General features: G+C 66.3%; 24 protein-coding genes. 17 read left to right on the top strand and 7 right to left on the bottom strand.

The genetic code is table 11. The annotated features are described in order from the left end of the window. The first annotated feature begins 125 nt into the window (after positions 1-125). The 5 genes from D5S19_RS20870 to D5S19_RS20850 all read left to right on the top strand — a co-directional run bounded on the left by D5S19_RS20870 (position 126) and on the right by D5S19_RS20850 (position 6,923). Positions 126-1,739: a carboxyl transferase domain-containing protein gene (locus D5S19_RS20870; RefSeq protein ID WP_120025037.1), complete on the top strand. Its 1,614-nt coding sequence runs from the start codon at positions 126-128 to the stop codon at positions 1,737-1,739. Positions 1,740-1,744: 5 nt separating this feature from the next. Beyond that, positions 1,745-3,730: an acetyl-CoA carboxylase biotin carboxylase subunit gene (locus D5S19_RS20865; protein ID WP_120025099.1), complete on the top strand. Its 1,986-nt coding sequence runs from the start codon at positions 1,745-1,747 to the stop codon at positions 3,728-3,730. Next, positions 3,727-4,887 (top strand): acyl-CoA dehydrogenase family protein, encoded by a 1,161-nt coding sequence (locus D5S19_RS20860; RefSeq protein ID WP_120025036.1) that lies wholly within the window; start codon positions 3,727-3,729, stop codon positions 4,885-4,887. The genes D5S19_RS20865 and D5S19_RS20860 overlap by 4 nt, the downstream gene beginning before the upstream one ends. 90 nt (positions 4,888-4,977) lie before the next feature. Continuing rightward, positions 4,978-6,033: an alpha/beta fold hydrolase gene (locus D5S19_RS20855; protein ID WP_120025035.1), complete on the top strand. Its 1,056-nt coding sequence runs from the start codon at positions 4,978-4,980 to the stop codon at positions 6,031-6,033. Positions 6,034-6,314: 281 nt separating this feature from the next. Then, positions 6,315-6,923: an MmpS family transport accessory protein gene (locus D5S19_RS20850; protein WP_120025034.1), complete on the top strand. Its 609-nt coding sequence runs from the start codon at positions 6,315-6,317 to the stop codon at positions 6,921-6,923. Between the two features lie 34 nt (positions 6,924-6,957). Here D5S19_RS20850 and D5S19_RS20845 read toward each other — a convergent pair whose 3' ends face one another. Further along, positions 6,958-7,701, bottom strand: a complete 744-nt coding sequence (locus D5S19_RS20845) for a MerR family transcriptional regulator (RefSeq protein WP_158605581.1) — start codon at positions 7,699-7,701, stop codon at positions 6,958-6,960. A 454-nt stretch (positions 7,702-8,155) separates the two neighbouring features. Here D5S19_RS20845 and D5S19_RS20840 point away from each other — a divergent pair, with 454 nt between their 5' ends. From D5S19_RS20840 to D5S19_RS20820, 6 genes are all read left to right on the top strand, one after another. Beyond that, complete coding sequence (locus D5S19_RS20840; RefSeq protein ID WP_120025032.1) at positions 8,156-9,391, top strand: helix-turn-helix domain-containing protein; 1,236 nt, start codon at positions 8,156-8,158, stop codon at positions 9,389-9,391. 4 nt (positions 9,392-9,395) lie between these two features. Then, on the top strand, positions 9,396-9,953 hold the full coding sequence (locus D5S19_RS20835) for a flavoprotein (protein WP_120025031.1): 558 nt from the start codon (positions 9,396-9,398) through the stop codon (positions 9,951-9,953). Positions 9,954-10,071: 118 nt separating this feature from the next. After that, complete coding sequence (locus D5S19_RS20830) at positions 10,072-10,332, top strand: hypothetical protein (RefSeq protein WP_233574064.1); 261 nt, start codon at positions 10,072-10,074, stop codon at positions 10,330-10,332. Positions 10,333-10,442: 110 nt separating this feature from the next. Next, entirely contained in the window at positions 10,443-11,390 is a 948-nt protein-coding gene (locus D5S19_RS20825; RefSeq protein ID WP_120025030.1) for a helix-turn-helix domain-containing protein, read from the top strand. 688 nt (positions 11,391-12,078) lie between these two features. Then, a complete protein-coding gene (locus D5S19_RS31790) occupies positions 12,079-12,726 on the top strand; it encodes a DUF5343 domain-containing protein (protein ID WP_147397477.1) in 648 nt (215 codons plus the stop codon). Further along, entirely contained in the window at positions 12,713-13,246 is a 534-nt protein-coding gene (locus D5S19_RS20820; RefSeq protein WP_147397475.1) for a hypothetical protein, read from the top strand. Before D5S19_RS31790 ends, D5S19_RS20820 begins: the two co-directional genes overlap by 14 nt. A 103-nt stretch (positions 13,247-13,349) precedes the next feature. Here the strand turns inward: D5S19_RS20820 and D5S19_RS20815 are convergent, their stop codons facing one another. Together D5S19_RS20815 and D5S19_RS20810 are read right to left on the bottom strand one after the other, a co-directional pair. After that, positions 13,350-13,820: an NUDIX hydrolase gene (locus D5S19_RS20815; RefSeq protein WP_120025028.1), complete on the bottom strand. Its 471-nt coding sequence runs from the start codon at positions 13,818-13,820 to the stop codon at positions 13,350-13,352. Between the two features lie 8 nt (positions 13,821-13,828). Continuing rightward, positions 13,829-14,572 carry a DUF5919 domain-containing protein gene (locus D5S19_RS20810; RefSeq protein WP_120025027.1) on the bottom strand — a complete coding sequence of 248 codons (744 nt, stop codon included), beginning with the start codon at positions 14,570-14,572 and terminating at the stop codon, positions 13,829-13,831. A gap of 536 nt (positions 14,573-15,108) precedes the next feature. On the opposite strand from D5S19_RS20810, the gene D5S19_RS20805 reads away from it, so the two are divergent. Beyond that, positions 15,109-15,342 carry an AMED_5909 family protein gene (locus D5S19_RS20805; RefSeq protein WP_120025026.1) on the top strand — a complete coding sequence of 78 codons (234 nt, stop codon included), beginning with the start codon at positions 15,109-15,111 and terminating at the stop codon, positions 15,340-15,342. Between the two features lie 115 nt (positions 15,343-15,457). Here D5S19_RS20805 and D5S19_RS20800 read toward each other — a convergent pair whose 3' ends face one another. Together D5S19_RS20800 and D5S19_RS20795 are read right to left on the bottom strand one after the other, a co-directional pair. Continuing rightward, positions 15,458-16,666: an acyl-CoA dehydrogenase family protein gene (locus tag D5S19_RS20800; protein WP_120025025.1), complete on the bottom strand. Its 1,209-nt coding sequence runs from the start codon at positions 16,664-16,666 to the stop codon at positions 15,458-15,460. A 24-nt stretch (positions 16,667-16,690) separates the two neighbouring features. Next, positions 16,691-17,986 carry an acyl-CoA dehydrogenase family protein gene (locus tag D5S19_RS20795; protein ID WP_120025024.1) on the bottom strand — a complete coding sequence of 432 codons (1,296 nt, stop codon included), beginning with the start codon at positions 17,984-17,986 and terminating at the stop codon, positions 16,691-16,693. Positions 17,987-18,259: 273 nt separating this feature from the next. Between D5S19_RS20795 and D5S19_RS20790 the strand changes: the two genes are divergently transcribed. Together D5S19_RS20790 and D5S19_RS20785 are read left to right on the top strand one after the other, a co-directional pair. Continuing rightward, entirely contained in the window at positions 18,260-18,784 is a 525-nt protein-coding gene (locus tag D5S19_RS20790) for an EF-hand domain-containing protein (protein ID WP_120025023.1), read from the top strand. A 5-nt stretch (positions 18,785-18,789) separates the two neighbouring features. After that, the gene (locus D5S19_RS20785; RefSeq protein ID WP_233574063.1) at positions 18,790-19,659 is read left to right on the top strand and encodes an SAM-dependent methyltransferase; all 870 of its coding nucleotides are present in this window, start codon (positions 18,790-18,792) and stop codon (positions 19,657-19,659) included. Positions 19,660-19,667: 8 nt separating this feature from the next. On the opposite strand, the gene D5S19_RS20780 is transcribed toward D5S19_RS20785, so the two are convergent. Further along, entirely contained in the window at positions 19,668-20,846 is a 1,179-nt protein-coding gene (locus D5S19_RS20780; protein WP_120025096.1) for a TetR/AcrR family transcriptional regulator, read from the bottom strand. 159 nt (positions 20,847-21,005) lie between these two features. Between D5S19_RS20780 and D5S19_RS20775 the strand changes: the two genes are divergently transcribed. After that, on the top strand, positions 21,006-22,217 hold the full coding sequence (locus tag D5S19_RS20775) for an acetyl-CoA C-acetyltransferase (RefSeq protein WP_120025022.1): 1,212 nt from the start codon (positions 21,006-21,008) through the stop codon (positions 22,215-22,217). 8 nt (positions 22,218-22,225) lie between these two features. Next, complete coding sequence (locus tag D5S19_RS20770) at positions 22,226-24,397, top strand: 3-hydroxyacyl-CoA dehydrogenase NAD-binding domain-containing protein (protein WP_120025021.1); 2,172 nt, start codon at positions 22,226-22,228, stop codon at positions 24,395-24,397. A 443-nt stretch (positions 24,398-24,840) separates the two neighbouring features. Here D5S19_RS20770 and D5S19_RS33840 read toward each other — a convergent pair whose 3' ends face one another. Continuing rightward, on the bottom strand, positions 24,841-24,993 hold the full coding sequence (locus D5S19_RS33840; RefSeq protein ID WP_325050296.1) for a hypothetical protein: 153 nt from the start codon (positions 24,991-24,993) through the stop codon (positions 24,841-24,843). On the opposite strand from D5S19_RS33840, the gene D5S19_RS33835 reads away from it, so the two are divergent. Next, positions 24,929-25,222: a DUF3761 domain-containing protein gene (locus tag D5S19_RS33835; RefSeq protein WP_325050295.1), complete on the top strand. Its 294-nt coding sequence runs from the start codon at positions 24,929-24,931 to the stop codon at positions 25,220-25,222. The genes D5S19_RS33840 and D5S19_RS33835 overlap by 65 nt on opposite strands. Positions 25,223-25,228 lie beyond the last annotated feature (6 nt).

Raw genomic sequence — 25,228 nt, 5'->3', positions numbered from 1 at the left:
TGACGCCGAGATTGAAGCCCCGCAGTTGCCCTGGGCACACTGAGTGCAACCGGACTGGACAGGCTGGTTAACGACCACTAACCTCGAAGAGGAGTTAACGACCGCTAACGTCTCGACGGAGAGCCATGGACACGCCGGTACTGCGCAGTTCCGCGGACCCGCGCAGCGATACCTTCACCCGCAGCGTCGCCTCGCACGGTGAGCTTGTCGAAGACCTGCGCAAGCGTCTGGCCACGACCCGGCTCGGCGGGCCGGAGAAGTCCCGGACCCGGCATGTCGAGCGCGGCAAGCTGCTGCCCCGAGACCGGGTGGACACCCTGCTCGACCCGGGTTCGCCGTTCCTGGAGCTGTCGCCGCTGGCGGCGACCGGGCTCTACGAGGACGAGGCGCCCGCGGCCGGGATCATCACCGGGATCGGGCGGGTGTCCGGGCGCGAATGCGTGATCGTGGCCAACGACGCCACGGTCAAGGGCGGCACCTACTACCCGATAACGGTGAAGAAACACCTGCGGGCGCAGGAAGTCGCGCTGCACAACAATCTGCCGTGCATCTACCTGGTCGACTCCGGCGGCGCGTTCCTGCCGCGGCAGGACGAGGTCTTCCCGGACCGTGAGCACTTCGGCCGGATCTTCTACAACCAGGCCACCATGTCCGCGCGCGGCATCCCGCAGATCGCCGCGGTGCTCGGTTCGTGCACGGCGGGCGGCGCGTACGTGCCGGCGATGAGCGACGAAGCGGTGATCGTGCGCAATCAGGGCACGATCTTCCTCGGCGGCCCGCCGCTGGTGAAGGCGGCGACCGGCGAGGTGGTCACCGCAGAGGAGCTGGGCGGCGGCGACGTGCACTCCCGGCAGTCCGGAGTGACCGACCACCTCGCCGCCGACGACGCGCACGCCTTGCGCATCGTCCGCGACATCGTGTCCACACTCGGCCCGCGCACGCCGCGGCCGTGGGACGTGCGGCCGGTCGAGGAGCCGGCAGCCGATCCGCGCGAGCTGTACGGCGTGGTGCCCACCGATTCGCGGACGCCTTACGACGTGCGCGAAGTGATCGCGCGGGTCGTGGACGGCAGCCGGTTCTCGGAGTTTAAAAAGGAATACGGCAGCACGCTGGTCACCGGATTCGCGCACATCCACGGGCATCCGGTCGGCATCATCGCGAACAACGGCGTGCTGTTCGCCGAATCCGCGATGAAGGGCGCGCACTTCATCGAGCTGTGCGACCGGCGTTCGATCCCGTTGGTATTCCTGCAGAACATCACCGGGTTCATGGTCGGTCGCGCGTATGAGGCGGGCGGTATCGCCAAGCACGGCGCGAAAATGGTGACCGCCGTGGCGTGCGCCAGGGTGCCGAAGTTCACTGTGATCATCGGTGGTTCGTTCGGCGCCGGGAACTACTCGATGTGCGGCCGGGCGTACTCGCCGCGGTTCCTCTGGATGTGGCCGAACGCGCGGATCTCGGTGATGGGCGGGGAGCAGGCCGCGTCGGTGCTTTCCACCGTGCGCCGGGACGCGATCGAGGGCCGTGGCGGCGAATGGTCCACAGAGGACGAAGAGACGTTCAAGGACCCGATCCGCGAGCAGTACGAGGAACAGGGCAGCCCGTATTACTCCACCGCGCGGCTGTGGGACGACGGCGTGATCGACCCGGCGGACACCCGCACGGTGCTCGGGCTCGCGCTTTCGGCCGCGGCCAATGCCCCCCTGCCCGAGGTCAACTACGGCGTCTTCCGGATGTGATGAGCGTGTTCACTACTGTGCTGGTCGCCAACCGCGGGGAGATCGCCGTCCGCGTGATCCGGTCGTTGCGCGAACTCGGGATCCGTTCCGTCGCGGTGTACAGCGACGCGGACGTCGATGCCCGCCACGTGCGCGAGGCCGACACCGCGGTGCGGCTCGGCCCCGCCGAAGCGGCGAAGAGCTACCTGTCCATTCCGGCGATCGTCGATGCCGCTCGGGTGACCGGCGCACAGGCGGTGCACCCGGGTTACGGCTTCCTCGCCGAAAACGTCGACTTCGCCAGGGCCTGCGCCGAGGCGGGGCTGGAATTCATCGGCCCGCCGCCCGAGGCGATCGAGAAGATGGGCGACAAGATCCGGGCGAAGGCCACGGTCTCCGCGGCCGGTGTGCCGGTGGTGCCCGGTGCGTCCGATGTGGACATACCTGCGGGCGGATTCGCCGAAGCCGCTGCCCGGGTGGGTTATCCGTTGCTGATCAAGCCTTCCGCGGGTGGTGGCGGCAAGGGCATGCGGCTGGTCCACGAAGAGTCCGAATTGGACGCTGCGGTGGAGTCGGCCCGCCGCGAGGCGAAGAGTTCCTTCGGTGACGACACGTTGCTGATCGAGCGGTTCGTCACCACCCCACGGCACATCGAGATCCAGGTGCTGGCCGACGCGCACGGAACCGTGCTGCACCTCGGCGAGCGCGAGTGCAGTCTGCAGCGGCGGCACCAGAAGATCATCGAGGAAGCGCCTTCGGTGCTGCTCGACGAGGCGACCCGGCAGAAGATGGGCACCGCGGCCGCGGAGGCCGCCCGCTCGGTCGGTTACGTCGGCGCCGGCACCGTCGAGTTCATCATGTCCGCGCACAATCCGGACGAGTTCTTCTTCATGGAGATGAACACCCGGCTGCAGGTCGAGCATCCGGTCACGGAAATGGTCACCGGCCTGGATCTGGTGGCCTGGCAGGTGCGGATCGCCGCCGGCCAGCCGCTCACCGTCGGGCAGGAGGACGTGCGGCTCGAAGGGCACGCGATCGAGGCCCGCGTCTACGCCGAGGACCCGGCCCGTGGCTTCATCCCCACCGGCGGCAGGGTGCTGGCCGTGCGCGAGCCGTCCGGCGCCGGCGTCCGGGTGGATTCGTGGATGGCTCCCGGCGCGGTGATCGGATCGAGCTACGATCCGATGCTGGCCAAGGTGATTGCGTACGGGCCGGACCGCGAGGCCGCCCTGCAGAAGCTCGACCGGGCGCTCGCCGACACGGCGTTGCTCGGGGTCGGCACGAACATCGCGTTCCTGCGCGCACTGCTTGCGGACGAGGACGTGCGGGCCGGGCGCCTGGACACCGAACTGGTCGACCGGCGACTGTCCGAATTGGTCTCCCCGGCGGTGCCGCCGGAGTTCTTTGTGGCCGCGGCCGTGGATCGGCTGCTCTCGCTGGAGCCTGCCGGAGCGGTGGTGGACCCGTGGGAGGTGCCGTCGGGCTGGCGGCTCGGCGCTCCCGGTGGCGTGACCTTCCGCCTGCGTACCGGGGAAAACCAGGCGGTGGTGCGAGTGACCGGCACACCGTCGGCGGCTTCGGTGCAAGTGGACGACGAAGAACCGGTCGAGGTTTCCGCGTACCGTGAAGGCGATCTGCTCGAAATTCACCGGGCAGGCGGGACCGAGCGCTACCGGTGTGCGGACGGTCCGGAAAGGACAGTCTGGCTCTCGCGGGAGGGCAGGGCGTTCGCGTTCGCCGACCAGGAGTTCACGCTCGCCGCGCGAGGTGAGGCGGCGGGAGCCGGTCCGGTCAAGAGCCCGATGCCGGGCACCGTGCTGGTGGTCAAGGCCGCCGAGGGCGACGTGGTACAGGCCGGGGCGCCGTTGCTGGTCGTCGAGGCGATGAAGATGGAACACACCGTGACCGCGCCGATCGACGGTGTGGTGAGCGAGCTGCCGGTCCGGGTCGGACAGCAGGTCGCATTGGACGAGACGCTGGCCGTGGTGACTGCCGGAGAGGAGAAGCCGTGATCGACTTCCGGCTGGACGAGGAATACGAAGCACTGCGCAAGACCGTCGAGGACTTCGCGCGCACCGAGGTCGCGCCGGTGATCGGGCCGTTGTACGAGAAGGAGGAGTTCCCGTACGACCTGGTCGCCAAGATGGGCGAGATGGGCCTGTTCGGCCTGCCGTTCCCCGAGGAATTCGGCGGGATGGGCGGGGACTACTTCGCGCTGTGCCTCGCCCTGGAGGAACTGGCCCGAGTGGACTCCTCGGTGGCGATCACCCTGGAGGCCGGGGTTTCGCTCGGCGCGATGCCGATTTACCGGTTCGGCACGCCCGAGCAGAAGGCGCGGTGGCTGCCCGCCCTGTGCTCCGCCGAGGCGCTCGGCGGATTCGGGCTCACCGAGCCCGGCGGCGGTTCGGACGCGGGCGCCACCCGTACCCGCGCCCGGCTCGACGGCGACGAGTGGGTGATCAACGGCAGCAAGGCGTTCATCACCAACTCCGGCACCGACCTCACCCGGCTGGTCACGGTCACCGCCGTGACCGACGTGATGGAGAACGGCCGCAAGGAGATCTCCGCGATCATCGTGCCGTCGGGAACCCCCGGGTTCAAGGTGGCGCCGAAGTACTCGAAGGTCGGCTGGAACTGCTCGGACACCCACGAACTGTCCTTTTCGGACGTCCGGGTGCCCGCGGACAACCTGGTCGGCCGCCGTGGTCGTGGCTATGCGCAGTTCCTGTCCATTCTGGACGAAGGCCGGGTGGCGATCGCCGCGCTCAGCGTGGGGCTCGCGCAGGGCTGCGTGGACGAATGCCTGACCTACGTAAAGGACCGGGTCGCCTTCGGTCACCGGATCGGCGAGTACCAGGCGATCCAGTTCAAGATCGCGGACATGGAGGTGCGCGCGCACACCGCCCGGCTGGCCTACTACCAGGCGGCGTCGAAGATGCTGCGCGGCGAGCCGTTCAAGAAGGAAGCCTCGATCGCCAAGCTGGTCGCCTCGAACGCGGCGATGGACAACGCCCGCGACGCCACACAGATCTTCGGCGGCTACGGCTTCATGAACGAATCGCCGGTCGGCCGCTTCTACCGTGATGCGAAGATTCTCGAAATCGGCGAAGGCACGAGCGAGGTCCAGCGGATGCTGATCGCCCGGCACCTGGGTGTCGGCGTGGCCTGATTCCCTGGCGGGGCTTGTGTGTGGCGTGGTGGACCGGCGCTCGTCGGCACGGCAAAATGCCGGGAGACGACGAGCGCCAGGAGGCACGACATGGTTTCCCCACCGGCACGGCTGGCCGCCGCGGCGTCCAATGTCGTGGGCAAGGTGTTCCACGGTGGGGTCGCCGACCTGCGGCCGATGCCGCGGGTGCTGATCGACCAGGGCCCGAACCGCTCGCTGTACCGGATGACGCACGGCGCGGCCGAGGCGTCCGGTCCGCCGATCCTGCTCGTGCCGCCGCTGGCCGCGCCCGCGTTGTGCTTCGATCTGCGCCGGGGCTGCAGCCTGGTGGAGCATCTGGTGACGGCCGGGCGCCGGGTGTACCTGGTGGACTACGGTATGGTCGCCTTCGCCGACCGCAGGCTGGGCATCGAACACTGGATCGACGAGGTGCTGCCGCGCGCGATCCGCAAGGTGAGCGCGGACGCCGGCGGCCAGGGCGTGCACCTGGTGTCCTGGTCGCTCGGCGGGATCTTCGCCATGCTGGCCGACGCCGACCGGCCGGACCTGCCGATCGCCTCGATCACCGCGATCGGCGCGCCGGTGGACTTCACCGCGATCCCGATCGTCGCGCCGCTGCGCCCGATGGTGGACCTGACCGGCGGACACCTGCTGACCCCGGTGTACCGCGCACTCGGCGGCGCACCGTCCTATGTGGTCAGCCGGGTGTTCCGGGCCACCGGGATCTCCAAGGAGATCACCAAGCCACTGGCCATCCTGAAGAACCTCGACGACCGCGATTACCTCGCGCAGATCGAGGCGGTCGACCATTTCATGGGCAATATGTACGCCTATCCCGGGCGCACTTTCGGGCAGCTGTACCACCGTTTGTTCCGCACCAATGACCTCGCGGAGGGCACCGTGGACCTCGGTGGTCGCAAGATCAGCTTGTCCGACGTGCGGACCCCGATGCTCGTCGTGGCCGGCGAAAACGACACGATCGCACCACGCGCCTCCGTGGAACGGGTGGTGCGGCTGCTCGGCAATGCCCCGTCCGTGACCTTCCGGACCGCGCCCGGCGGGCACCTCGGCGTCCTGACCGGCCGCCGCGCCCGCGGTACGACCTGGCGTTATCTGGACGAATTCCTGGACCGGCAGATCGGCTGAGATCCGGCGCTTACGTATGCCATTGGCTACAGGTATCACCTTTACCAACGGTGCCGCCCCGGCGCCGCGGACCGGAGGTGACTCGTGATACCGAAGACCTGCCCGGAATGTCTGGGTTCCGGCATGGACCCCGACCGCAAACCCTGTCCCCGCTGCGGCGGACTCGGTGATGTCTACGGCATTCGCGTTCCGGAAATCACGGCCCCGGCGCCGGGTGCGGTGTAACGAACGCACCGTCCGAGACGACCTTTTCGTGCACACATCGAGCACGAGAGGTCCGGATGTCCGCTCCCAGCTATTCCCAGTACCAGCCCGCTCCGCAGCCGCCGCAGCCCAAGAACGGTTTCGGGACCACCGGGTTCGTTCTCGGGCTGCTCGGCCTGATCTTCTCGTTCATTCCGATCATCGGGGTCGTCTCGTGGCCGCTGGTGATCCTGGGCATCATCTTCGCCGCGCTCGGAATCGCCCGCGCCCGCTCCGGCAAGGCCACGAACAAGGGCCTCGCCATCGCCGGCCTGGTACTTTCCGTGCTCGGACTTGTCGTCGCGATCCTGTGGGCCGCGGTGTTCACGAAGGCCGTCAACGATGTGACCACCGAAGCGAACCGCACGGTCACGGTGCACTATGACGTAACCGGTACCGCGAAGGACGCCTCCGTCGCCTACACCACGTTCGGCGACGGCAATTTCACCACCAATCAGGAAACGCCGAAAGCGCTACCCTGGTCGAAAGATCTCACCACCAAAGGACTGGTGAAGGGCGGCACGCTGACGGTCACGACCGGAATGGAGGGCGGAAACGTCACCTGCAAGGTCGTCGTCGACGGGAAGCCGGCGAAGACCGCGACCGCTTCGGGCAATTTCGCCACCGCCTCGTGCGACGGTTTCTGACCCGCAGGCCGCATTCGGGTGGGGACCTACTCGGTCAGCCCGTCAGCACCGCCGGGAGCCGGTCGCCGTAGGCCTGGCCGGTGACGAGCAGATGTGCCCGATAGAGCACTTCGAGCTGCGCGAGGTTGTAGAACTCGCTGACCGCTTTGACGACGGTGCTTTCGGCACGGTCCGAGGCCTGCAACCGGGGATTACCCACCCAGTCGTACCGATCCCCCCGCTCCCGCAGCACCGCGGCGATGTCGGCAGCGAGCCGGACCTTCGTCGCGGTGTCGGCATCGGCGGGCAACCAGCTGAGTTCGCGCTCGGCGGCGGAGAGCCCGGAGTTCACCATCTGCCGGATCTCGTCCATCGCGGTCTTGGTCAGCACCCGTGAAAGCACGAGGAGAAGTGCCCGATCGCCCGGACTGAGTTCGTTCGCCCCCGCACCGAACTCCGGCGGCAGGTCGACCGACCCACCGGAGCGCCGGAACTCGGCCAGCTCGGCGTGGACCCGCTGCAGCCGCTCGATGGTCGCCATCACCTCGGACTCGACCATCTCCAGCGCTCGGCCGGGATCGTCGCCCTCGGCCCGCACCTGCGCGATCCGCGCGAGCGGCATCCCGAGATCGACAAGCCGGCGGATCTGCAGCAGCTGCACCAGATGCTGCGCCGTGTACTGCTTGTACCCGTTGGCCAGCCGCTCCGGCTCCTCAAGCAGCCCGACTTGGTGATAATGCCGCACGGCCTTCACCGTCGTACCCGCCAACTCGGCCAGCTCCCGAGTGCTCCAGGTCACGTGGATCATTCTCCGTAACGTTCCTTTTTGCCCGATCTCTCGAACCGTACCGGAGCGGCTTCGGGCAGTGAGACCGACCGGTCGGTGCCTTTGGGTCCGCCACGGACCCGCGCTTCCGGCAGCTCCCGGCCCTGTATCCCGATCCGAGGTCCCAATACGAACGGTAGCGAGTTACTACTGAAAGTAGTCACACCTGGCGTTCGGGATGGAGTCCTGTCACCCGCCCTACCTCAACTCAGCCGAAGACTTCCCCCGCGCTCGCCAAGGTACGAGGATTTCCGATCGAGAGCGAACCCGACCTATGGGGATTTCGACAGGCTTACAATTGTCCGGAAAATTGACTACGAATGGCCGACCCAGGATGCGCTACACATTGTCCTGTCTGCAAGCGATGCCGCACATCCCTGTGGCAGAGCACAGGCTCAAAGCGGATCAGTCCTGTTAACCTAGCGTGATGCGTGGTGCAGGTGACCATCTCAGCATCGGCGAGCGGATCGCGTTCTACCGGCGGCGGCGCGGCCTGTCGCAGGCAGTTCTTGCCGACTTGGTGGGCCGCACCGAGAACTGGCTGAGCAAGATCGAGCGCGGCCAGCGGGACGTCCGCCGACTCGACGTCCTGGCCGATCTCGCGCGAGCGCTGCGAGTGACCCTGGGAGACCTGCTCGGCGAACCCGTGCTCATGGAAGAGCAGGACAAACACGACGACGTCCCGGCGATCCGGGACGCGCTGATGGCTCCGCGCCGGTTGTCGCGGACGCTGTTCTCCTCGGCCATGTCGCCCGAGTACATCGACCCTCAGCCGGTCGGCAAACTGGTTGAAGGTGCCTGGTCGCGTTACCAGAAGGGCGACCTCGGACGGGTCGTCACCGCGTTGCCGGGCCTGATCAAGACCGCGCAGGCGATGGAAGCGGCTTCGGCGGATGACGACGGGTACAAGCGGGCCTGTGCGGCGGTTTCGGCGCGGGTTCATCACCTGGCCGCGACGACGTTGAGCAAGATCGGCGAAGCTGACCTCGCGTGGATCGCGGCCGAACGCGCCATGCAAGCGGCGGACGACTCTGACGACCCGTTGGTCCTGGCGTCGGCTGCTCGCTCCGGCACGCACGCGCTCCTGGCTATGGGCCGGTTCGATGACGCGCTTAAGCTGGGCGACGTCGCGGCGAAATGGCTGCTGCCGAGAATGGCAGAGGGTGACCCTGCTGCGCTGAGCTTGTACGGGATGCTTTACCTCCGCACGGCTGTAGCGGCTGCACGACACCAGGATCGGGCGACGGCGAATGACCTCCTCGGGCACGCGGAAATTGCTGCTGAGCAGCTGGGCGTGGACGCGAACTATTGGCAGACCGGGTTCGGCCCGGCCAATGTCGAGCTACGCCGGTTGTCCGCTGCCCTGGACCTCGGGGACGTCAGTCAGGTGATCGAGACCGCCCCGCGTGTCAACGTCGACCATCTCCCGGTGGAACGTCAGGTCATGTACCTGATCGACTTCGCGCGGGCGTTGAGTCTGCTCGCAAAGGACGGTGACGCGCTTCAAGTCCTTTTGCAGGCCGAGCAGAAGTCGCAGACCATCGTCCGGCACAACACTATGGTGCGGGAGGTGGTGCGGTCCATGTACCGGCGTGCTCCGGCCACGGCTGGTAAGTCCTCAGCGCTGCTCGCGCTGGCAGAGCGCTGCGGCGCGGTGAGGTAATCGAATGTCGCGAGTTCTCGGGCTGGTCGCTTCCGGCGCCGGCGGGGTCGAGCACCTGGTTCCGGGCTTGATCCAGCCCGCTCAGCAAGCAGGCTGGACAGTCGCGGTCACCCTGACTCCCACCGCCGGTCGCTGGCTTGCCGAGACCGGTCAGCTCGACGAGATCGAGCAAGTCACCGGCTACGCGGTGCGCGTCGAGCCTCGGTCACCGTCGCAGAGGAGCCCGCATCCGGCCCCGAGTTGTTACCTGGTCGCCCCTGCCACGGCCAACATGGTCGCGAAGATGTCCCTTGGCATCGCCGACAACCAGGCGCTGACGCAAGTGAACGAGGCGATCGGGACGCTGAACTTGCCGGTGATCGTGTTCCCACGCATCAACGCTGCACACGCGCGTCAGCCGTTGTGGACGATGCACATCGAGAACCTCAAGAGGGTGGGCGTGGACCTGCTCTACGGTGACGACGTTTGGCCGCTGCATGAACCGCGGTCTGCTCCGGGCCGGGATCTGCCCTGGTCAGTCATGCTGGACGCGATCGAAAAGGCCGTTCCGGTCGCCCGCTGAACGCACCCGGACAGTTTGTCCGGGTGCTCGCTTCCGCCCGGGTATCTCCTGATCACAGCGCGCTCAAATCAGAACGCGCGGGAGTCGGGACATCGGGAGCGCACACATGGGTATTCACATGGTGATTCAGCCCGTCCTCGGATACGGCGTTGCCGTCGTGTCGCCTTCACCGGGAGTCCGGCGGCTGGTGGCCGGTGGCGAGGAAACCGCGATCATGATCCAGGTTCCGGCTCGGATCGGCGGTCTGCTGGACACTGCGCGGTTCGCGCGGAGCCTCGCCGCGGCAGCGAACGAGTTAGGCGAGTGGTGCGAGACGCAGAACCGCACGCGTACCGGCTCCTCTCCACTCGGCGACCAGCGGTCGGAAGAGCGCGACTGAGCGCGAAGAAATCCATACGAGCAAAGGGAACTCAGCATGGCTGTCGACAAGGGGCACTGCTTTGGCGCCGTGATCGAGGTTGCGTTTCCCGCGTGCGCGGGCGTCGGCGGATGGGAGCAAGGCGGCGTGAGTGGCGGGCGAGGGGGTCGGGAATGTTGAGCCCACGGGTGCGTGCGCTTGGGGCGACGTTGCGGAGCGCGCGGTTGGATGCGCGGTTTGGGCTGCGGGAGCTGGCACGGCGGATCGGGACGAGTCCGGCGCTGTTGTCGAACTGGGAGCTGGGGCAGCGTGCCCCGAGTACGGAGGACGTGTCTTCGATTCTGGGGGCGCTGGGGGCGATCGGGGACACGAAGGAGCTGATCTTGTCCCTGGCGAGCGGGGCCTTGGGGCCGGGGTGGTTCACGCCGGGCACGCAGTCCAGCCCGGCGCATTTCGCCACACTGACCGCGCACGAGCGTGCGGCAACCGGGCTGGTGGTGTGGGCTCCGTTGCTGGTGCCAGATCTACTACAGATCGCCGATTACGCGCGGTTCGCCTGTGCGAGTGAACAGCCGGACCCCGGGGTCCTGGAACAGGTGGTGGCGGCGCGGCTGAGGCGGCGGGATGTCCTGTTCGGTGTGGATCCGGTGCAGGTGGAATTCTTCATCGGGGATGCGTTGCTGCGCAGCGTGTTCACCGATGATGACGTGATGTGTCGGCAGTTGCGGTTCATCGCTGATCTGATGGTCATGTCCCGCACCATCCGCGTCCGCATCCTGCCGGACGGGGCTGCGCCCCGCTTGGTGCCTTCGGGAGCCTTCACCCAGTATCGGATGAAGGACGCTCCACCGGTGATCTATTGCTCGCACCATGGTATGGGTGCCTTCCTTGCGGATGCGCAGGCGGCGTTGTACGAGGATCTGATCGAGAGGCTGGATGAGGCGGCGTTGTCGCAGGCGGACTCGCTGGTCCTGTTGACCGAGGAAACCACGCGGCTGGCACGAGCGCTGGAGTCGCAGCGGGAGGTCAACGACGCGACGTTGGCGGAGATCCTGGCGGCGGAGGAACGTATCGACTGATGCTTTCCGTTACTGCGAAGGCTACTTCAGCTCAGCCGACGTCTTTCCGAGGATCCGCGAGCGACGATCAGCTGCTGGATCTGCTGCGTGCCCTCGAAGATGTCCAGGATCTCTCAGCTAAATTTCGTCGACCTCGTGATCTTGGGTGAAACCGTCTCTGAGCTGCACTGATGCGTCTCGCTAGTTCTCGTCGTCTGTCGCCTCTCCCCGGCCTCTGATGGCCTGGAGACGGCCTGGCGGACCAGCCACACCTACCCCTGCATCCCGATACGAAGCCAGCACGCGGCCGGTGGTGCCGGGTCAAGACACGCTTCGCCGTCTTGACGCGGTGCTACCGGCCGTTGTCACGATCAGGCGTCGGGATGGAGGTCCCTTACGACGGTGCGTAACGGAGATCGAGTCACGAACGACCTGTATGGCACAGCCGCTCGCAGAGGGAGGCCAACGTTGGCTCTGGGGACCCGTGTGCCACCGCCGCGCGGCGCTGCGCCAGGTGACCCGCTGGCGGCCGCACCGCCCGGCCGGCGGGCGAAGCGGAGCGGCAGCCAGCCGTGTCGGAAGAGGATGCGGCCGCCCAGGCGAGGGGCTACATAGGCGACAGGCGCGCCGCCACCGGCGGCGCGCCCTTGATCCCATAGAGCCAAATTCGGCAGAAATAGTTACGGATCTCAACTCATAGGATGTGTCCATGGCATCGATCCAATTCACCTTCAGTTACTCCCCGGGCAAGCTGGAAGAGTTCATTAAGAAGCTTCAGACAGTCGGCGCACCCGAAAAGATCTCATCCGAATATCCCAAGTCTATTGGCTTTGGCTCGTCGCATGCGCGTAGTTTTCCTGCTGCGCTAAAGTACGCGGGACTACTTGACTCCTCTGGTCAACCAACCGAGGTGTATAAGAAGGGGCTCCGCGGCGGATCTCAGGGACGCGTCTTGGTTAGCAAGGCAATAATGCAGGCTTACAAGCCGATGTTTGATACATATCCCGACGCTAACAACCATTCAGATTCGGATCTCGTAACTTTTGTCAAAAGCCATTCTGACTTTGATGAGGATAAGTCAAGGCTGGTTGTTCGGACATTCAAAGTACTATGCAAGTTTGGTGAATTTACTGCCACGGGGGACGATGGCCAGGATGACGATGGCGACGATGGTGACGACTCAAACCCGAAAGGAGACGCTCCTCGTCGACGGCATCGCGACAATTCTGGCGGTGCTGTCGTCATCAACGTGAACATCGCCTTGTCTGTTGACGCCACAAGTGATGCTGCCGTCTACGACGCCTTCTTCGCGGCAATGGCGAAGCACCTGAAAGGCTTGATGGATGGCAGCTCCTAGGACGCCACGTGAGGTCGCCGATTGGGCGGCAAGCGCACAGGCCGATTTAAGCAAGCTTCTTGCAATTCGTGAGACTTCAACGCATCGTGTGATGACGGTGACTGAGTCATACGAGAAGTTGGCTAAGTTAAGCATCAAGCAAGACAAGTTGTTTCGCGAGGCACTTCAATGCGCAGAGCACGGGCTCTATCGATCTGCGCACGTCACCTCATTTGCTGCCTTAATGGATTTTGTTCACGAATGGATCGCGGCCGACCCGGCGCGTCTCATGTTAATACAGGCGAACTATCCTTCTTGGAATATCAAGCAGGCTGCCGATTTTCGTGAGCAAAAAGACCATACAATTTTTGATGTACTGAAGAAGCAGGGTTTGATCACTAACTCTATGACGAAGGCACTGCAAGGGCTGCTAGCCAAGCGAAACGAGTGTGCGCACCCGGAAGATTATGAACCCGGTATTAATGACACCCTCGGGTATCTTGATGAAATGATGAAGAGGATAGCCGCGCTGATGCCGTAACTCCGGGAACTTGCTCGCGTTGGACGCTCATAGCAGTGAACGGGACCGTGTCCGCGTTTGGAATCGAAATTTTGGTATTGCATTCCGTGTGCTGCCGCTATGCTTACGTGAAATATGGACTTGGACGCTTTTCAAGGGCATGCTTAAGTCGTAATAGTATTGACTTGTGAATACTTAGATTTCCCAAATTTGACGAATCGACCCACAGGACTTCCTTGCTCTCGCTGCTGGTGCGCAAGCTGCCGCCTACCGCGATGGCGCGGAAGCAAATCGAGAACTCTTGGCGGACCTCGCCGTCATTGTAGGCAATTACGTGGTTGGGGTTGGAGTAGAGGCCGATCACGTCGATGACCTCGCATTCTATGCCGGTCTCTTCGCGGACTTCCCGAATTGCTGTCTCGGCTAGAGTCTCGCCGAGTTCCAGTTGACCGCCTGGGATGGAGTACAGGTCGTTGTCCGTGCGCCTGATCATGAGGATCCGGCCTTCGTCCTCCTGGATGAAGGCTGAGACCGCTACGGCGATGCTGTTCGCCTTGGGTGCGTTCGGGTCGTTGTAGTAGTCGACTCGGGTCATGCTGCTTCCTAGAAGGTGGCCGGCTTGGCGAGGTTCCAGACTGACTCGAAGCTCTCCGAGTACGTCTCGAAGAGGTCCCCAGCGGACAGTCTCCGCAAGTGGAGAGACGGGGCGTGGGCTCCCTGGAACCCGTACACGTGCGTGTTGATGATCATCTCGTCGTCGAACCGGAAGATCGAGTTGTAGAGCGTCGTGTTGTGGAACCGCATCTCCACGCCGTCGACTCCGACCAGTGGCCGGTAGGACGTCAGCGCGTTGCGGATACGTGCCGCGAGCGTCCCGTCGCCGAGCTGTTCTTCCTCGCCGCGCAGCGCGACGCTGGAACTCTCGGGGTCTCCGAACACGAGGCGGATTCGAGCGCCGGCCGCTGCTTTAGCGGTCAAGTCCTTGGTGAACCGGGGGCGTTCCACCAGGAACAACGCTGCGTGGACCAGGATTTCGACGGTCTCCGATGCTTCCTTGATCAGCCGGTCCCACAGCTCGACGGGGACGGCGTTGCGGTGTGGGAAGACCTGCACCAGTTCAGCGGCGGCCGTCTCGGCCTTGCGTTCTGGGGCGATGGAGTCCGGCCACAGGTAGGTCTCTGACTCGCGTGCCATGGCGGCGATCTTGTGCCGGTGCTTGGGGTAGGGCGTCCGGTTCTTGGTGATCCAGCGCTCGACGGTTTTCTGATCGACGCCGACAGCCTTGGCGACCTGTTCCAACGTCAGGCCGTTGCGCAGTAGCGCGTCACGCAGGCGTTCGTTCGGCATCGGCACCCATCGGGACGTGGAGGGACGTTTTCGACGGTACCAGGGACGTCCCGAGATGTCCTGCCACGTGGTGATCACGTCCCGCGTTTTGGCGGATTCTGGGTGTCAGGTTGCCGGGGCAGGCCCGGTGCCAGGGCACCAGGGAGGTAGGCGTGACCATTGAAACCCTCGTCCGGCCGGCTGGCTTGAACAAGCGGGCGGTACCTAGCCGACGTGCGGCGTAGGCGCGGTGTGGCGGGCGCGGCACGGTTCAGATCCACGTGAAGGCTGATCTGTCGATTCGTGTCCGGGGGCTGACGTACGCAGACCGCGTGGAAGTCCGGTTCGGCATGGCGTTCGCGGATGCCATCGCCGTGCTGCGGAGGGAACTGGGCGCCACGGCGGCACGATGCGGAGAGCCGCCAGAAGAAGGCGCCAAATAACAGGCGAAGTAAGGGATTCAGCATGGCAGACAAGGAAATCCGGTCGGAAAAGGTGATCTTCCTATGGCAACTGTGCGGACTACTTGACGGTGCTGACGGTTCGTGCAGGGAGGAGTGATCGTGCGGAAGGCTGAGCCGAAGACACTACGGGAGGCCCACGAGGTGGTAATGGACCGCCGGCCGCCGGACGACGCGAAGCCGTCGGTGTGGTTGGCGTTCCGTCTCGGCAACGCACGGTTGTACAAGGCCGTTGCGGATGTCGACCGAGGGCATCACCACGAGGCGTTGTACTGGGTCGGATACGAGGAGCGGAGGGCGGGGGAGGTCTCGGCGGATCTTCAGGTGTAGGAACAAGAATGCCGATCAGTCGCATGTAGACGGACAAAGTTCGACGGTGTAATCGAACCTGATCGCAGAGTTCCGGTAGGGGTCAGCGAACGAGTGGGCTTCCGTTACGCCACAACTACTTCAGCTCAGCCGAAGTCTTCCCGAGGATCCGGCGAGCCACGATGAGCTGCTGAATCTGTTGCGTCCCCTCGAAGATGTCCAGAATCTTCGCGTCCCGAGCCCACTTCTCTAGCAGCGACTCCTCCGTATACCCGTACCCCCCGGCCAGCTCCACGCACTTCAACGTCACCTCGACCGCCGTCCGTCCGGCCTTGGCTTTCGCCATCGAAGCCTGTAGTGAGTTCGGCTTGCGATTGTCCGCCATCCAAGCCGACTCCAAGGTCAGCAGGTACGCCGCCTCATAATCGGACTCCAGCTGCAGAAACGCCGCAGCCGCAGCATGTTGAGTGTGAGACGGGCGATCGTAGTCGATCCGCACCCCGGCTTCGGTGAGAATCCGGCGGGTCTCCTCCAGTGCCGCGCGGGTGACGCCGATAGCCATTGCTGCGACCAATGGCCGGGTGTTGTCGAAGGTCTGCATGACCCCCGCGAATCCCTTGGCCGTGTCGATTTCCGGCGATCCCAGGAGGTTTTCCCGAGGAACACGGCAGTTCTCGAAACGTAGCACGGCGGTGTCGGACGCGCGGATGCCCAGCTTGTGTTCCAGCCGCACAACCTCGAACCCGGGGGTGCCTTTCTCCACCACGAACGACTTGATCGCGGCGCGCCCCTTGCTCCGGTCCAGGGATGCCCACACGACCACGGCGTCGGCGCGTTCGCCGGAGGTGACGAAGATCTTCTCGCCATTGATGATGTAGTCGTCACCGTCCACAGTGGCGGTAGTGGTGATCGCGGCGGAGTCCGAGCCGCAGCCGGGTTCGGTGATCGCCATCGCGGCCCAGACGCCCTTGAACCGTTCCAGCTGCTCGTCGGTGGCGACGGAGCTGATCGCCGCGTTGCCGAGGCCCTGGCGCGGCATGGAAAGCAGCAAGCCGACATCGCCCCAGCACATCTCGATGGTGCCGAGTACCACGTTCAGGTTGCCGCCGTTGCGGTTTCCCTTTTTCTCGTCCTTTTCGGACCGTCGGACGCCGGCCGCGCCGGCGCCGCCTTCGCCGGAGGAGTTCAGGCCGTCCAGGAGCGCGGCGAACATGTCCAATTCGGACGGATAGCTGTGTTCGGCGCGGTCGTACTTGCGGGAGATCGGCCGGAAAACTTCGGCCGCGGCCTGGTACGCCTGGTTGATCAGCGCGCCGGCCTTCTTCGGAACTTCGAGGTTGATCATAAACTAGCCCTTTCGCGGAAGTCCTCAGAGAAGGACGGCGCCTTCCATCACGCCGATCGCTCGCAGATCGCGGTACCAGCGTTCCACCGGGTGCTCCTTGACGAAGCCGTGCCCGCCGAGCAGCTGCACGCCCGCGCTGCCGATCTGCATTCCCTTGTCTGCGGCGAGTTTGCGGGCTAGCGCGGCTTCCCGCACGTACTCCTTGCCTTGCTCGGCACGGGCCGCCGCGCGCAGTGTGACCAGGCGCAGGCCCTCCAGCTCGATCGCGATGTCGGCCACCGAGAACGCGACCGCCTGCCGATGGCTGACCGGCTCGCCGAAAGCGGTCCGCTCGTTCACGTAGGGCACCACGTAGTCCAGCACGGCCTTGCCGACGCCGGCGGCCAGCGCCGCCCAGCCGAGCCGGGAGAGCCGGACCACCTCGGTGAACACCTCCGCCTTGCCGCCACCGAGCAATGCACCGGCGGGCAGCGCGACCTTTTCCAGGTGCAGTTTCCCGGTGGCCGCCCCGCGCAGCCCCATCGCCGGTTCGCTCTCGATCGTGACGCCGGCGTTGCCCGATTCGATCAGGAACAGCGCTGGTCCACGGCCTTCCAGATCGGCTGAGGCGAGGAACAACTCCGCCTGCGCGGCCCGCGGTACAAGGGACTTCACGCCGTCGAGCAGGTAGCCCTTCGGCGTGCGCTTGGCTTTCGTGGCGGGCTTGAACGGGTCGAACAGCGGCGCGCGCTCCAGCAGTGCGAGCGCGGCGGCCGGCGCGTGCTCGCCGGTGAATGCTGGTACGTAGTCGGCTTGCTGCTGCTCGTCGCCCCAGGCGACCAGCGCGGTGCTGACCGCGGATGGCGCCAGCACCGCGACCGCGAGCCCGAGATCGCCATGCCCGAGCGCTTCGGCGACCAGCGCGTTGGTGACCACGGACCGTTCGGTGCCCGCGCCACCCAGCTCCTCGGGGATCCCGACCAGGCTGATGCCCAGCTCTGACGCCCGGCTCAGCAGACCTTCGGGGGCGTCGAGCTTCGCGTCCGCCTCCGCCGCGGCCGGACGCAGCTGCTCGGCCGCGAACTCGCGCACCGTATCCGCGATGAGCTGCTGCTCTTCGCTTGGTGTGACGTCGAACAGCCGGCCGTCCGCGGCCGGGGCCAGCCGGGCCGGGCTGTTCAGCCGTCGAGCCGAGGTGAACGACCGGGTCGCCGCCCCGGCCGCTCGGAAGCCGGTGCGGGTGCCCGCCTTGACCAGGCTCTGCAGCGGCTCGCGCAGCCCGGCCCGGACGAACACCCGGCTCCCCGCCAGCCGGGTGAGCGCGGCCAGGCCGATGCCCATCGCGTCGCGTTTCCTTGGCGCAGCCATGTCGCCCTCTCCGTCGACTACCTACTGGTGAGTAGGTTAACGCTCGACGGTGTCCTGCGCCAGCGCGGACCGTCCGGTCGCGGTGGGTGAGGGGTGGTGTCCCCGGTTGGCCGAATGGCTCGTGCGCCCCGGTGAATTCTTCCGGAAACCGTTTTTCCACACTTTGGAGTGAAAGCGGTTTCGGGCTTCTCGGCGTCCGCGCGAAACTGCTTCGGGCCATTTCTTCCGGTGAAAGGTGCGCGATACATGACCACCGCCGTCGACCGTATCAAGCTGATTTTCGAACTCTTCGACGTCGATCGGAACGGATTTCTGGAGGCGCGGGACTTCTCGTTGATGGCCGAGCGGGTGGACGCCGCCGCCGCTGCCGAAGCCGCCGGTGACGCGCCGAGACGCGCCATGCGCGCGGCCTTCTCCCGCTACTGGGAGACCCTGCGCCACGAGCTCGACGCCAACCGTGATGGCCGCGTGAGTTACGAGGAGTTCGCGGCCTGCGTGCTGTCGCCGGAGAAGTTCGAGGGCACGATCGTCGAGTTCGCCGACGCACTCTCGACGCTCGGCGACCCGGACGGGGACGGGCTGGTCGAGCACGAGCTGTTCACCGAGTTGATGCTCGCGATCGGTTTCGCACCCGACAACATCGACGCGTTGTTCGACGCATTCGGCCCGGACGATCAGGACCGCATCGAAGTGTCGGTGTGGAACGGATCCATTCGCGATTACTACCATCCGGAAAAGACCGGAATCACCGGCGATCATCTCGTCGGCTGAGCCCGGTGCCCGTTTCCCCCGTCGGCCGCACGGCACTGATGGTCGCCGCGGCGAGGGCGATCGAGGGCACCCGCCCCGACGCGCTGGCTTGCGACCGGTTCGCCGAAGCGTTCGTCCGAGCCGACGACATCGCCGCCGGATGGCCGGTGAGCTGGGCAGAGGTGCCCGACGGCGACGCCGACCCGCTGTGGGGCCGGCTCGCGCACTACTTCGGCCTGCGCACTCGCGTGCTCGACGATTTCCTGCTGCGCGCCGTGCGCGACGGGATCCGGCAGATCGTGCTGCTCGGCGCCGGTCTCGACACGCGCGCTTTCCGGCTCGGCTGGCCGCCCGGCTGCCGCTTCTTCGAACTTGACCGCGCCGAAATCCTCGTCCACAAGCAGTGGGTCCTCGACGGCATGGCCGCGCAGCCGGTCGCCGAACGTGCGACGATCGCCGTCGACCTGCGTGACGAGTGGGCGAAGCCGTTGCAGAAGAACGGTTTCGACCCGGCGCTGCGCACGGCATGGCTGGTGGAGGGTTTGCTGCTGTACTTGCCGGGCGACGCCGAGCGCAGGCTGTTCGACGCCGTGCACCAGCTGTCCGCACCCGGCTCGGTGCTGGGGTACGAGATCAAGCTGACCCCGGAGCGCCCGGTGGTGCAGCACAGCCCGATCTACCGGCACGCGCGCGAGCGCATCGGCCTCGATCTCCTGGGCCTGTTCGACTACGAACCGCGTCCGGAATCCGCTGCCGACCTGATGGATCGCGGCTGGGCCATGCAGGTGCGCACGCCGTTCCACTTCACCTCCCAGTACGGGGCGGGTCCACGGCCGCTGCCGAGCGACGCGCTGGAGGCGAACCGGTGGATCTTCGGCCGCCGGTCACCCGGGTGAGCCGGGGCTCAGCTGAGCCCGAGCGCGGTTTCCAGCAGCGCCGTCAGCTCGGCTTCGAGCCCTGGCCGTCCGTTCACCGGCCGCGTCCGGCTCAGATCGTTCGCGATCGTCAGCGCCGCGTGCACCCGGATCTTCGCCTCGCGGGCGGGCAGGCCCGGCTGTGCCGCGGTCAACAGGGCGACCCACTGCGCGACGTAATCTCGTTGCACACGAAGGAGATCGGCCTTGTCGCGATCCGGGACCGCGACTCGGCCCTCGGTGAACGAAACCAGCATTTCGGGGGTACGCAGCAGCGTTCGCACGTACGACGCGGCCAGCTGCCGCAGTGCCGTCGTCTCGTCCGGGGCCTGTAGCGCCTGCTCGGCGGCCAGTGCCAGCCGGTCCGCCGCTCGATGGCCGATCGCCCCCATCAGCGCCGCCTTGCTCGGGAAGTGACGGTAAACGCTCGGGCCGGCGATTCCCGCGGCCGCGCCGATGTCCTCCATGCTCACCGCGTGGAAACCGCGTTCGCCGAACAGCGACGTCGCCGCGGTGAGGATCTGCTCCCGGCGTGACGGCGTGCCCAGCCCGGGGGTGATCGTGGTCACCGGAGCGCTCTCGGGGAGTGTGGCATCGAGCACATCGCGGGCCAGTTCGGCGAGTAGTGACACGAAGCGTTTGCGAGCCACCGATGTGTGGTGCACGGCGACGCTCCCGAATACCGACAACGCGGCCCAGCACAAGAACTCGGCGTTGTCGGTGGTCAGTTCCGGGCGCAGCCTGAGCAGCAGCTTCGTCCACGCGTCGAGCACCGCGCTCGACCGGCGGCGGATCTCACGACGCTCTTCGCGCGGTAGATGCGGTCCTTCCCAGCGCCACAGCGCGGCGATCTCCCGGCGTTCGACGCCGTGTGTCGCCATGCCGGTGAGCAAGGTGCTCAGCTGCTCGGACGGCACCTCGGAGCAGGCCAGCGAAGCGCTGGTGACCGCTTCCATCTCGTCGATCCCGCCCAGTACGACGTAGGCCAGGATCGTCTGCTTGTCCGCGAAATGCCGGTACAGCGCGGGTCCTGTGATACCTGCCTCAGTGGCGATGTCGATGACCGAGACGCCGTGGAAGCCACGCACGCGGAACAGCCCGGCTGCCACCGCGGCGAGCTGGGCCTTGCGGTCGCGAGGCCGCGAAGCGCGAGCGGGCTGGGTACTCATGGTGAACCGACCATAGCCGTATTTGGAACGGGAGCAAACCATTGACACCATGGGGTTCCCTGGTCCTATGTTAATGGCCATTAGCACCTACTGGCGGGTATGCTCAGCGGGGAGATACACCGCAGTGTCCAACCACGCCGCTTCGCGGAGGAGTGTTCAGTGAGTAGCGAGGCCTACATCTACGAGGCGTTGCGCACGCCCCGGGGCAAGAACAAGGGCGGTGCCCTGCACGGCACCAAGCCGGTCGACCTGGTGGCCGGCCTGATCGAAGAGCTCAAGGTCCGCCACCCGAATCTCGATCCGAAGGCGATCGACGACATCGTGCTCGGCGTCGTGTCCCCGGTCGGCGAGCAGGGCGCGGACATCGCGCGGACCGCCGCACTGGTGTCCGGCCTGCCCGAGACGGTGGCCGGGGTGCAGCTCAACCGGTTCTGCGCGTCCGGGCTGGAAGCCACGAACACCGCCGCGCAGAAGGTGCGTTCCGGCTGGGATCAGCTGGTCATCGCGGGCGGGGTGGAGTCGATGTCGCGGGTGCCGATGGGCTCCGACGGCGGCGCGCTGTTCATGGACCCGGCCACCGCCTACGACCAGTACATCGTGCCGCAGGGCATCGGCGCGGACCTGATCGCCACCATGGAGGGCTTCTCCCGCGAGGACGTCGACCGGTTCGCGGTCCGTTCCCAGGAGAAGGCCGAGGCGGCCTGGTCCGGCGGCTACTTCGCGAAGTCCGTGGTGCCGGTGAAGGACCTCAACGGCGTCACCATCCTCGACCACGACGAGCATCGCCGTCCGGGCAGCACGGTGGAGGGCTTGGGGAAGCTGAAGCCGGCGTTCACCGCGATCGGTGAGATGGGCGGCTTCGACGCGGTCGCCCTGCAGAAGTACCACCAGGTCGAGAAGATCGACCACGTGCACACCGGCGGCAACTCCTCCGGCATCGTCGACGGCGCCGCGGTGGTGCTGGTCGGCAGCGAGCAGGCGGGCAAGACCTTCGGCCTCACGCCGCGGGCACGCATCGTGGCCACGGCGGCCATCGGCTCGGAGCCCACGATCATGCTCACCGGCCCGACCCCGGCCACCCGGAAGGTGCTCAAGACCGCGGGCCTGACCGTGGACGACATCGACCTGTGGGAACTCAACGAGGCGTTCGCCTCCGTCGTGCTGAAGTGGCAGAGGGACCTGGACCTGCCGGACGAGAAGATCAACGTCAACGGCGGCGCGATCGCCATGGGCCACCCGCTCGGCGCGACCGGCGCGATGCTGGTCGGCACCGTGGTGGACGAGCTGGAGCGCCGGAACGCGCGGCGTGCGCTGGTGACGCTGTGCATCGGCGGCGGCATGGGCGTGGCGACGATCATCGAGCGGGTGTGAGGGAAGAAATGGCTGAGAGCAAGACCATTCGCTGGGATTCCGACGCCGACGGCATCGTCACGCTGACCCTGGACGATCCCGGCCAGTCCGCCAACACGATGAACGCCGCGTTCCGCGAATCACTCGGCGTGATCGTCGACCGGCTCGAAGCGGAGAAGGACGACATCACCGGTGTGGTGGTCACCTCCGCGAAGAAGACCTTCTTCGCCGGCGGCGATCTGCGCGACCTGATCCAGGCCCAGCCCGAGGACGCCGCGGACATCACCGCGTCGAGCGGCGAGATGAAGAACCGGCTCCGCCGGCTGGAGCAGCTCGGCAAGCCGGTCGTCGCGGCCATCAACGGCGCCGCGCTTGGCGGCGGCCTGGAGATCGCGCTGGCCACCCACCACCGGATCGCGGCCGACGCCAAGGGCAGCCAGATCGGCCTGCCCGAGGTCACCCTCGGCCTGTTGCCCGGTGGCGGCGGCGTGGTCCGCACCGTGCGGCTGCTCGGCATCCAGAACGCGCTGCTGAACGTGTTGCTGCAGGGCCAGCGGCACAAGCCGCGCAAGGCGCTGGAGCTGGGCCTGGTGCACGAGGTCGTGAATACCGTCGAGGAGCTGGTGCCCGCCGCCAAGGCGTGGATCAAGGCCAACCCCGAAGGCGGCGTGCAGCCCTGGGACGTCAAGGGGTACAAGATCCCGGGCGGCACTCCGTCGAACCCGGGTTTCGCGGCGAACCTGCCGGCGTTCCCGGCGAATCTGCGCAAGCAGCTCAAGGGCGCGCCGATGCCCGCCCCGCGGGCGATCCTGGCCGCGGCGATCGAAGGGTCCCAAGTGGACTTCGACACCGCGATCACGGTCGAGACGCGCTACTTCGTGCATCTGGCCACCGGGCAGGTCTCGAAGAACATGACCAAGGCGTTCTTCTTCGACCTGCAGACGATCAATTCCGGCGGTTCGCGTCCGGACGGGTTCGAGAAGTACACCGCGAAGAAGGTGGGCGTGCTCGGCGCCGGGATGATGGGTGCCGCGATCGCGTACGTGTCCGCGAAGGCGGGCATCGAGGTGGTCCTCAAGGACGTCTCGCGGGAAGCCGCCGAAAAGGGCAAGGGTTACGCGGTCAAGCTGGAGGAAAAGGCGCTCTCCCGCGGCAAGACGACGCAGGAGAAGTCGGACGAGCTGCTCGGCCGGATCACCCCGACCGGCGACGCGGCCGACCTCAAGGGCGTCGACTTCGTGATCGAGGCGGTGTTCGAGAGCGTTGAGCTGAAGCACAAGGTGTTCGCCGAGATCGAGGGCGTCGTCAACGCCGACGCCGTGCTCGGCTCGAACACCTCCACGCTGCCGATCACCACCCTCGCCGAGGGCGTGCAGCGGACCGAGGACTTCATCGGGATCCACTTCTTCTCGCCGGTGGACAAGATGCCGCTGGTCGAGATCATCTGCGGGGAGAAGACGTCGCCGGCCACGCTGGCCAAGGTCTTCGACTACACGCTGCAGATCCGCAAGACCCCGATCGTGGTCAACGACAGCCGCGGCTTCTTCACCTCGCGGGTGATCGGCACGTTCATCAACGAAGCCGTCGCCGCGCTGGGCGAAGGCGTGGAGCCCGCGACGATCGAGCAGGCCGGTTCGCAGGCCGGCTACCCGGCGCCGCCGCTGCAGCTGATGGACGAGCTGACGCTGACCCTGCCGCGCAAGATCCGGGCCGAAACCCGGGCCGCGGTCGAGGCCGTGGGCGGCACCTGGACGCCGCACGCGTCGGAAGCCGTGATCGACCGGATGCTCGACGAGTACGACCGCAAGGGCCGCAGCACCGGCTCGGGCTTCTACGAATACGACGAGAACGGCAAGCGCACCGGCCTGTGGCCCGGCCTGCGTGACGCGTTCAAGTCCGGCACCGGCGACGTTCCGTTCGAGGATCTCAAGGAGCGGATGCTCTTCGCCGAAGCCCTGGAAACCGTGAAATGCTTCGACGAGGGCGTGCTGACCTCGATCGCCGACGCGAACATCGGCTCCATCTTCGGTATCGGCTTCCCCGCGTGGACCGGTGGCGTGATCCAGTACATCAACCAGTATTCCGGCGGCCTGCAGGGTTTTGTCGACCGCGCGCGGGAGCTGGCCGTCCGCTATGGCAGCCACTTCGAGCCGCCGGCTTCGCTGGTGGAGAAGGCGGCGAAGGGGGAGATCTACGAATAACGCTTGACGGGACGGGGCCGCTCTGTTCGCCGGAGCGGCCCCGTTTTCATTCCTGCTCTTTGCTGCGGCGGTTGGCGGAGTCGTCGCGCAGGTAGCGGATTTCGGCTCGGTTGCGGTCTCCGTCGTCGATCTTTCGCAGGGCCATCACGACGCCGTCCGGTCCATGCTGATGATCCCGCCCCAGTTTCCTTGACGAAGTTCGCCTGGTTCACTGACCGGCCTTATTCGTTGCCAGGCAACAGGTTCTCCGAGGATCGGTTTAATCGGCAACGGGTGTAACGGAATCCGGTCACCGCTCGACTACTCCTGGGCGTTGCATTATGCGAGGAGGCAGGAATGCTGCGGAGACTGGGGATTGCACTGGCTGCGGGCGTGTTGCTCGCCGGATGCGGAGCCGGCCCGGCACCGGTAGGGAATACCGGGACGACGTTGTCCACGAGCGGCTATCCAACGTCTTCGGCGCCGTCGTCTGTGACCAGCGTGCCGGAGTCGTCGGTGGTTTCGAGCAGCCCAGCCGTGCCTGCGACGTCGGTGGCTGCCGCGCCGGAAACCACGGTGAAAACGGCTGCGCCGAAAGTCGCCGCTCCGAGAACCACTGCGCCGAAAGTCGCTGCGACGAAGCCAAAAACCCCCGACGTCGCAGCCCCGGCACAGCCGGCCGCGTGCGGTGACGACTATTACCGGAATTCGTCCGGCATCTGCGTGCACCGCCCGTCGTCGAGTTCGTCCGGTGCGACCGCGCTGTGCAAGGACGGCAGCTACAGCTACAGCCAGCACCGCTCGGGAACCTGCTCCGGTCACGGCGGTGTCCGGACATGGCTGTGATCTGGC

This window comes from Amycolatopsis panacis, from assembly GCF_003600245.1.
In the GTDB taxonomy this organism is placed as follows: Bacteria; Actinomycetota; Actinomycetes; order Mycobacteriales; family Pseudonocardiaceae; genus Amycolatopsis; species Amycolatopsis sulphurea.
Note: the sequence above shows the minus strand (reverse complement) of the source record. Positions and strands in the feature narration are given on the sequence as shown.

Excerpts from the sequence above, each read along its gene's own strand:
- D5S19_RS20870 (WP_120025037.1), top strand. The coding sequence starts at position 126 with ATGGACACGCCGGTACTGCGCAGTTCCGCGGACCCGCGCAGCGATACC.
- D5S19_RS20855 (WP_120025035.1), top strand. The coding sequence starts at position 4,978 with ATGGTTTCCCCACCGGCACGGCTGGCCGCCGCGGCGTCCAATGTCGTG.
- D5S19_RS20850 (WP_120025034.1), top strand. The coding sequence starts at position 6,315 with ATGTCCGCTCCCAGCTATTCCCAGTACCAGCCCGCTCCGCAGCCGCCG.
- D5S19_RS20840 (WP_120025032.1), top strand. The coding sequence starts at position 8,156 with ATGCGTGGTGCAGGTGACCATCTCAGCATCGGCGAGCGGATCGCGTTC.
- D5S19_RS20835 (WP_120025031.1), top strand. The coding sequence starts at position 9,396 with ATGTCGCGAGTTCTCGGGCTGGTCGCTTCCGGCGCCGGCGGGGTCGAG.
- D5S19_RS20830 (WP_233574064.1), top strand. The coding sequence starts at position 10,072 with ATGGTGATTCAGCCCGTCCTCGGATACGGCGTTGCCGTCGTGTCGCCT.
- D5S19_RS20825 (WP_120025030.1), top strand. The coding sequence starts at position 10,443 with ATGGGAGCAAGGCGGCGTGAGTGGCGGGCGAGGGGGTCGGGAATGTTG.
- D5S19_RS31790 (WP_147397477.1), top strand. The coding sequence starts at position 12,079 with ATGGCATCGATCCAATTCACCTTCAGTTACTCCCCGGGCAAGCTGGAA.
- D5S19_RS20820 (WP_147397475.1), top strand. The coding sequence starts at position 12,713 with ATGGCAGCTCCTAGGACGCCACGTGAGGTCGCCGATTGGGCGGCAAGC.
- D5S19_RS20815 (WP_120025028.1), bottom strand. The coding sequence starts at position 13,820 with ATGACCCGAGTCGACTACTACAACGACCCGAACGCACCCAAGGCGAAC.
- D5S19_RS20810 (WP_120025027.1), bottom strand. The coding sequence starts at position 14,572 with ATGCCGAACGAACGCCTGCGTGACGCGCTACTGCGCAACGGCCTGACG.
- D5S19_RS20800 (WP_120025025.1), bottom strand. The coding sequence starts at position 16,666 with ATGATCAACCTCGAAGTTCCGAAGAAGGCCGGCGCGCTGATCAACCAG.
- D5S19_RS20795 (WP_120025024.1), bottom strand. The coding sequence starts at position 17,986 with ATGGGCATCGGCCTGGCCGCGCTCACCCGGCTGGCGGGGAGCCGGGTG.
- D5S19_RS20790 (WP_120025023.1), top strand. The coding sequence starts at position 18,260 with ATGACCACCGCCGTCGACCGTATCAAGCTGATTTTCGAACTCTTCGAC.
- D5S19_RS20780 (WP_120025096.1), bottom strand. The coding sequence starts at position 20,846 with ATGAGTACCCAGCCCGCTCGCGCTTCGCGGCCTCGCGACCGCAAGGCC.
- D5S19_RS20770 (WP_120025021.1), top strand. The coding sequence starts at position 22,226 with ATGGCTGAGAGCAAGACCATTCGCTGGGATTCCGACGCCGACGGCATC.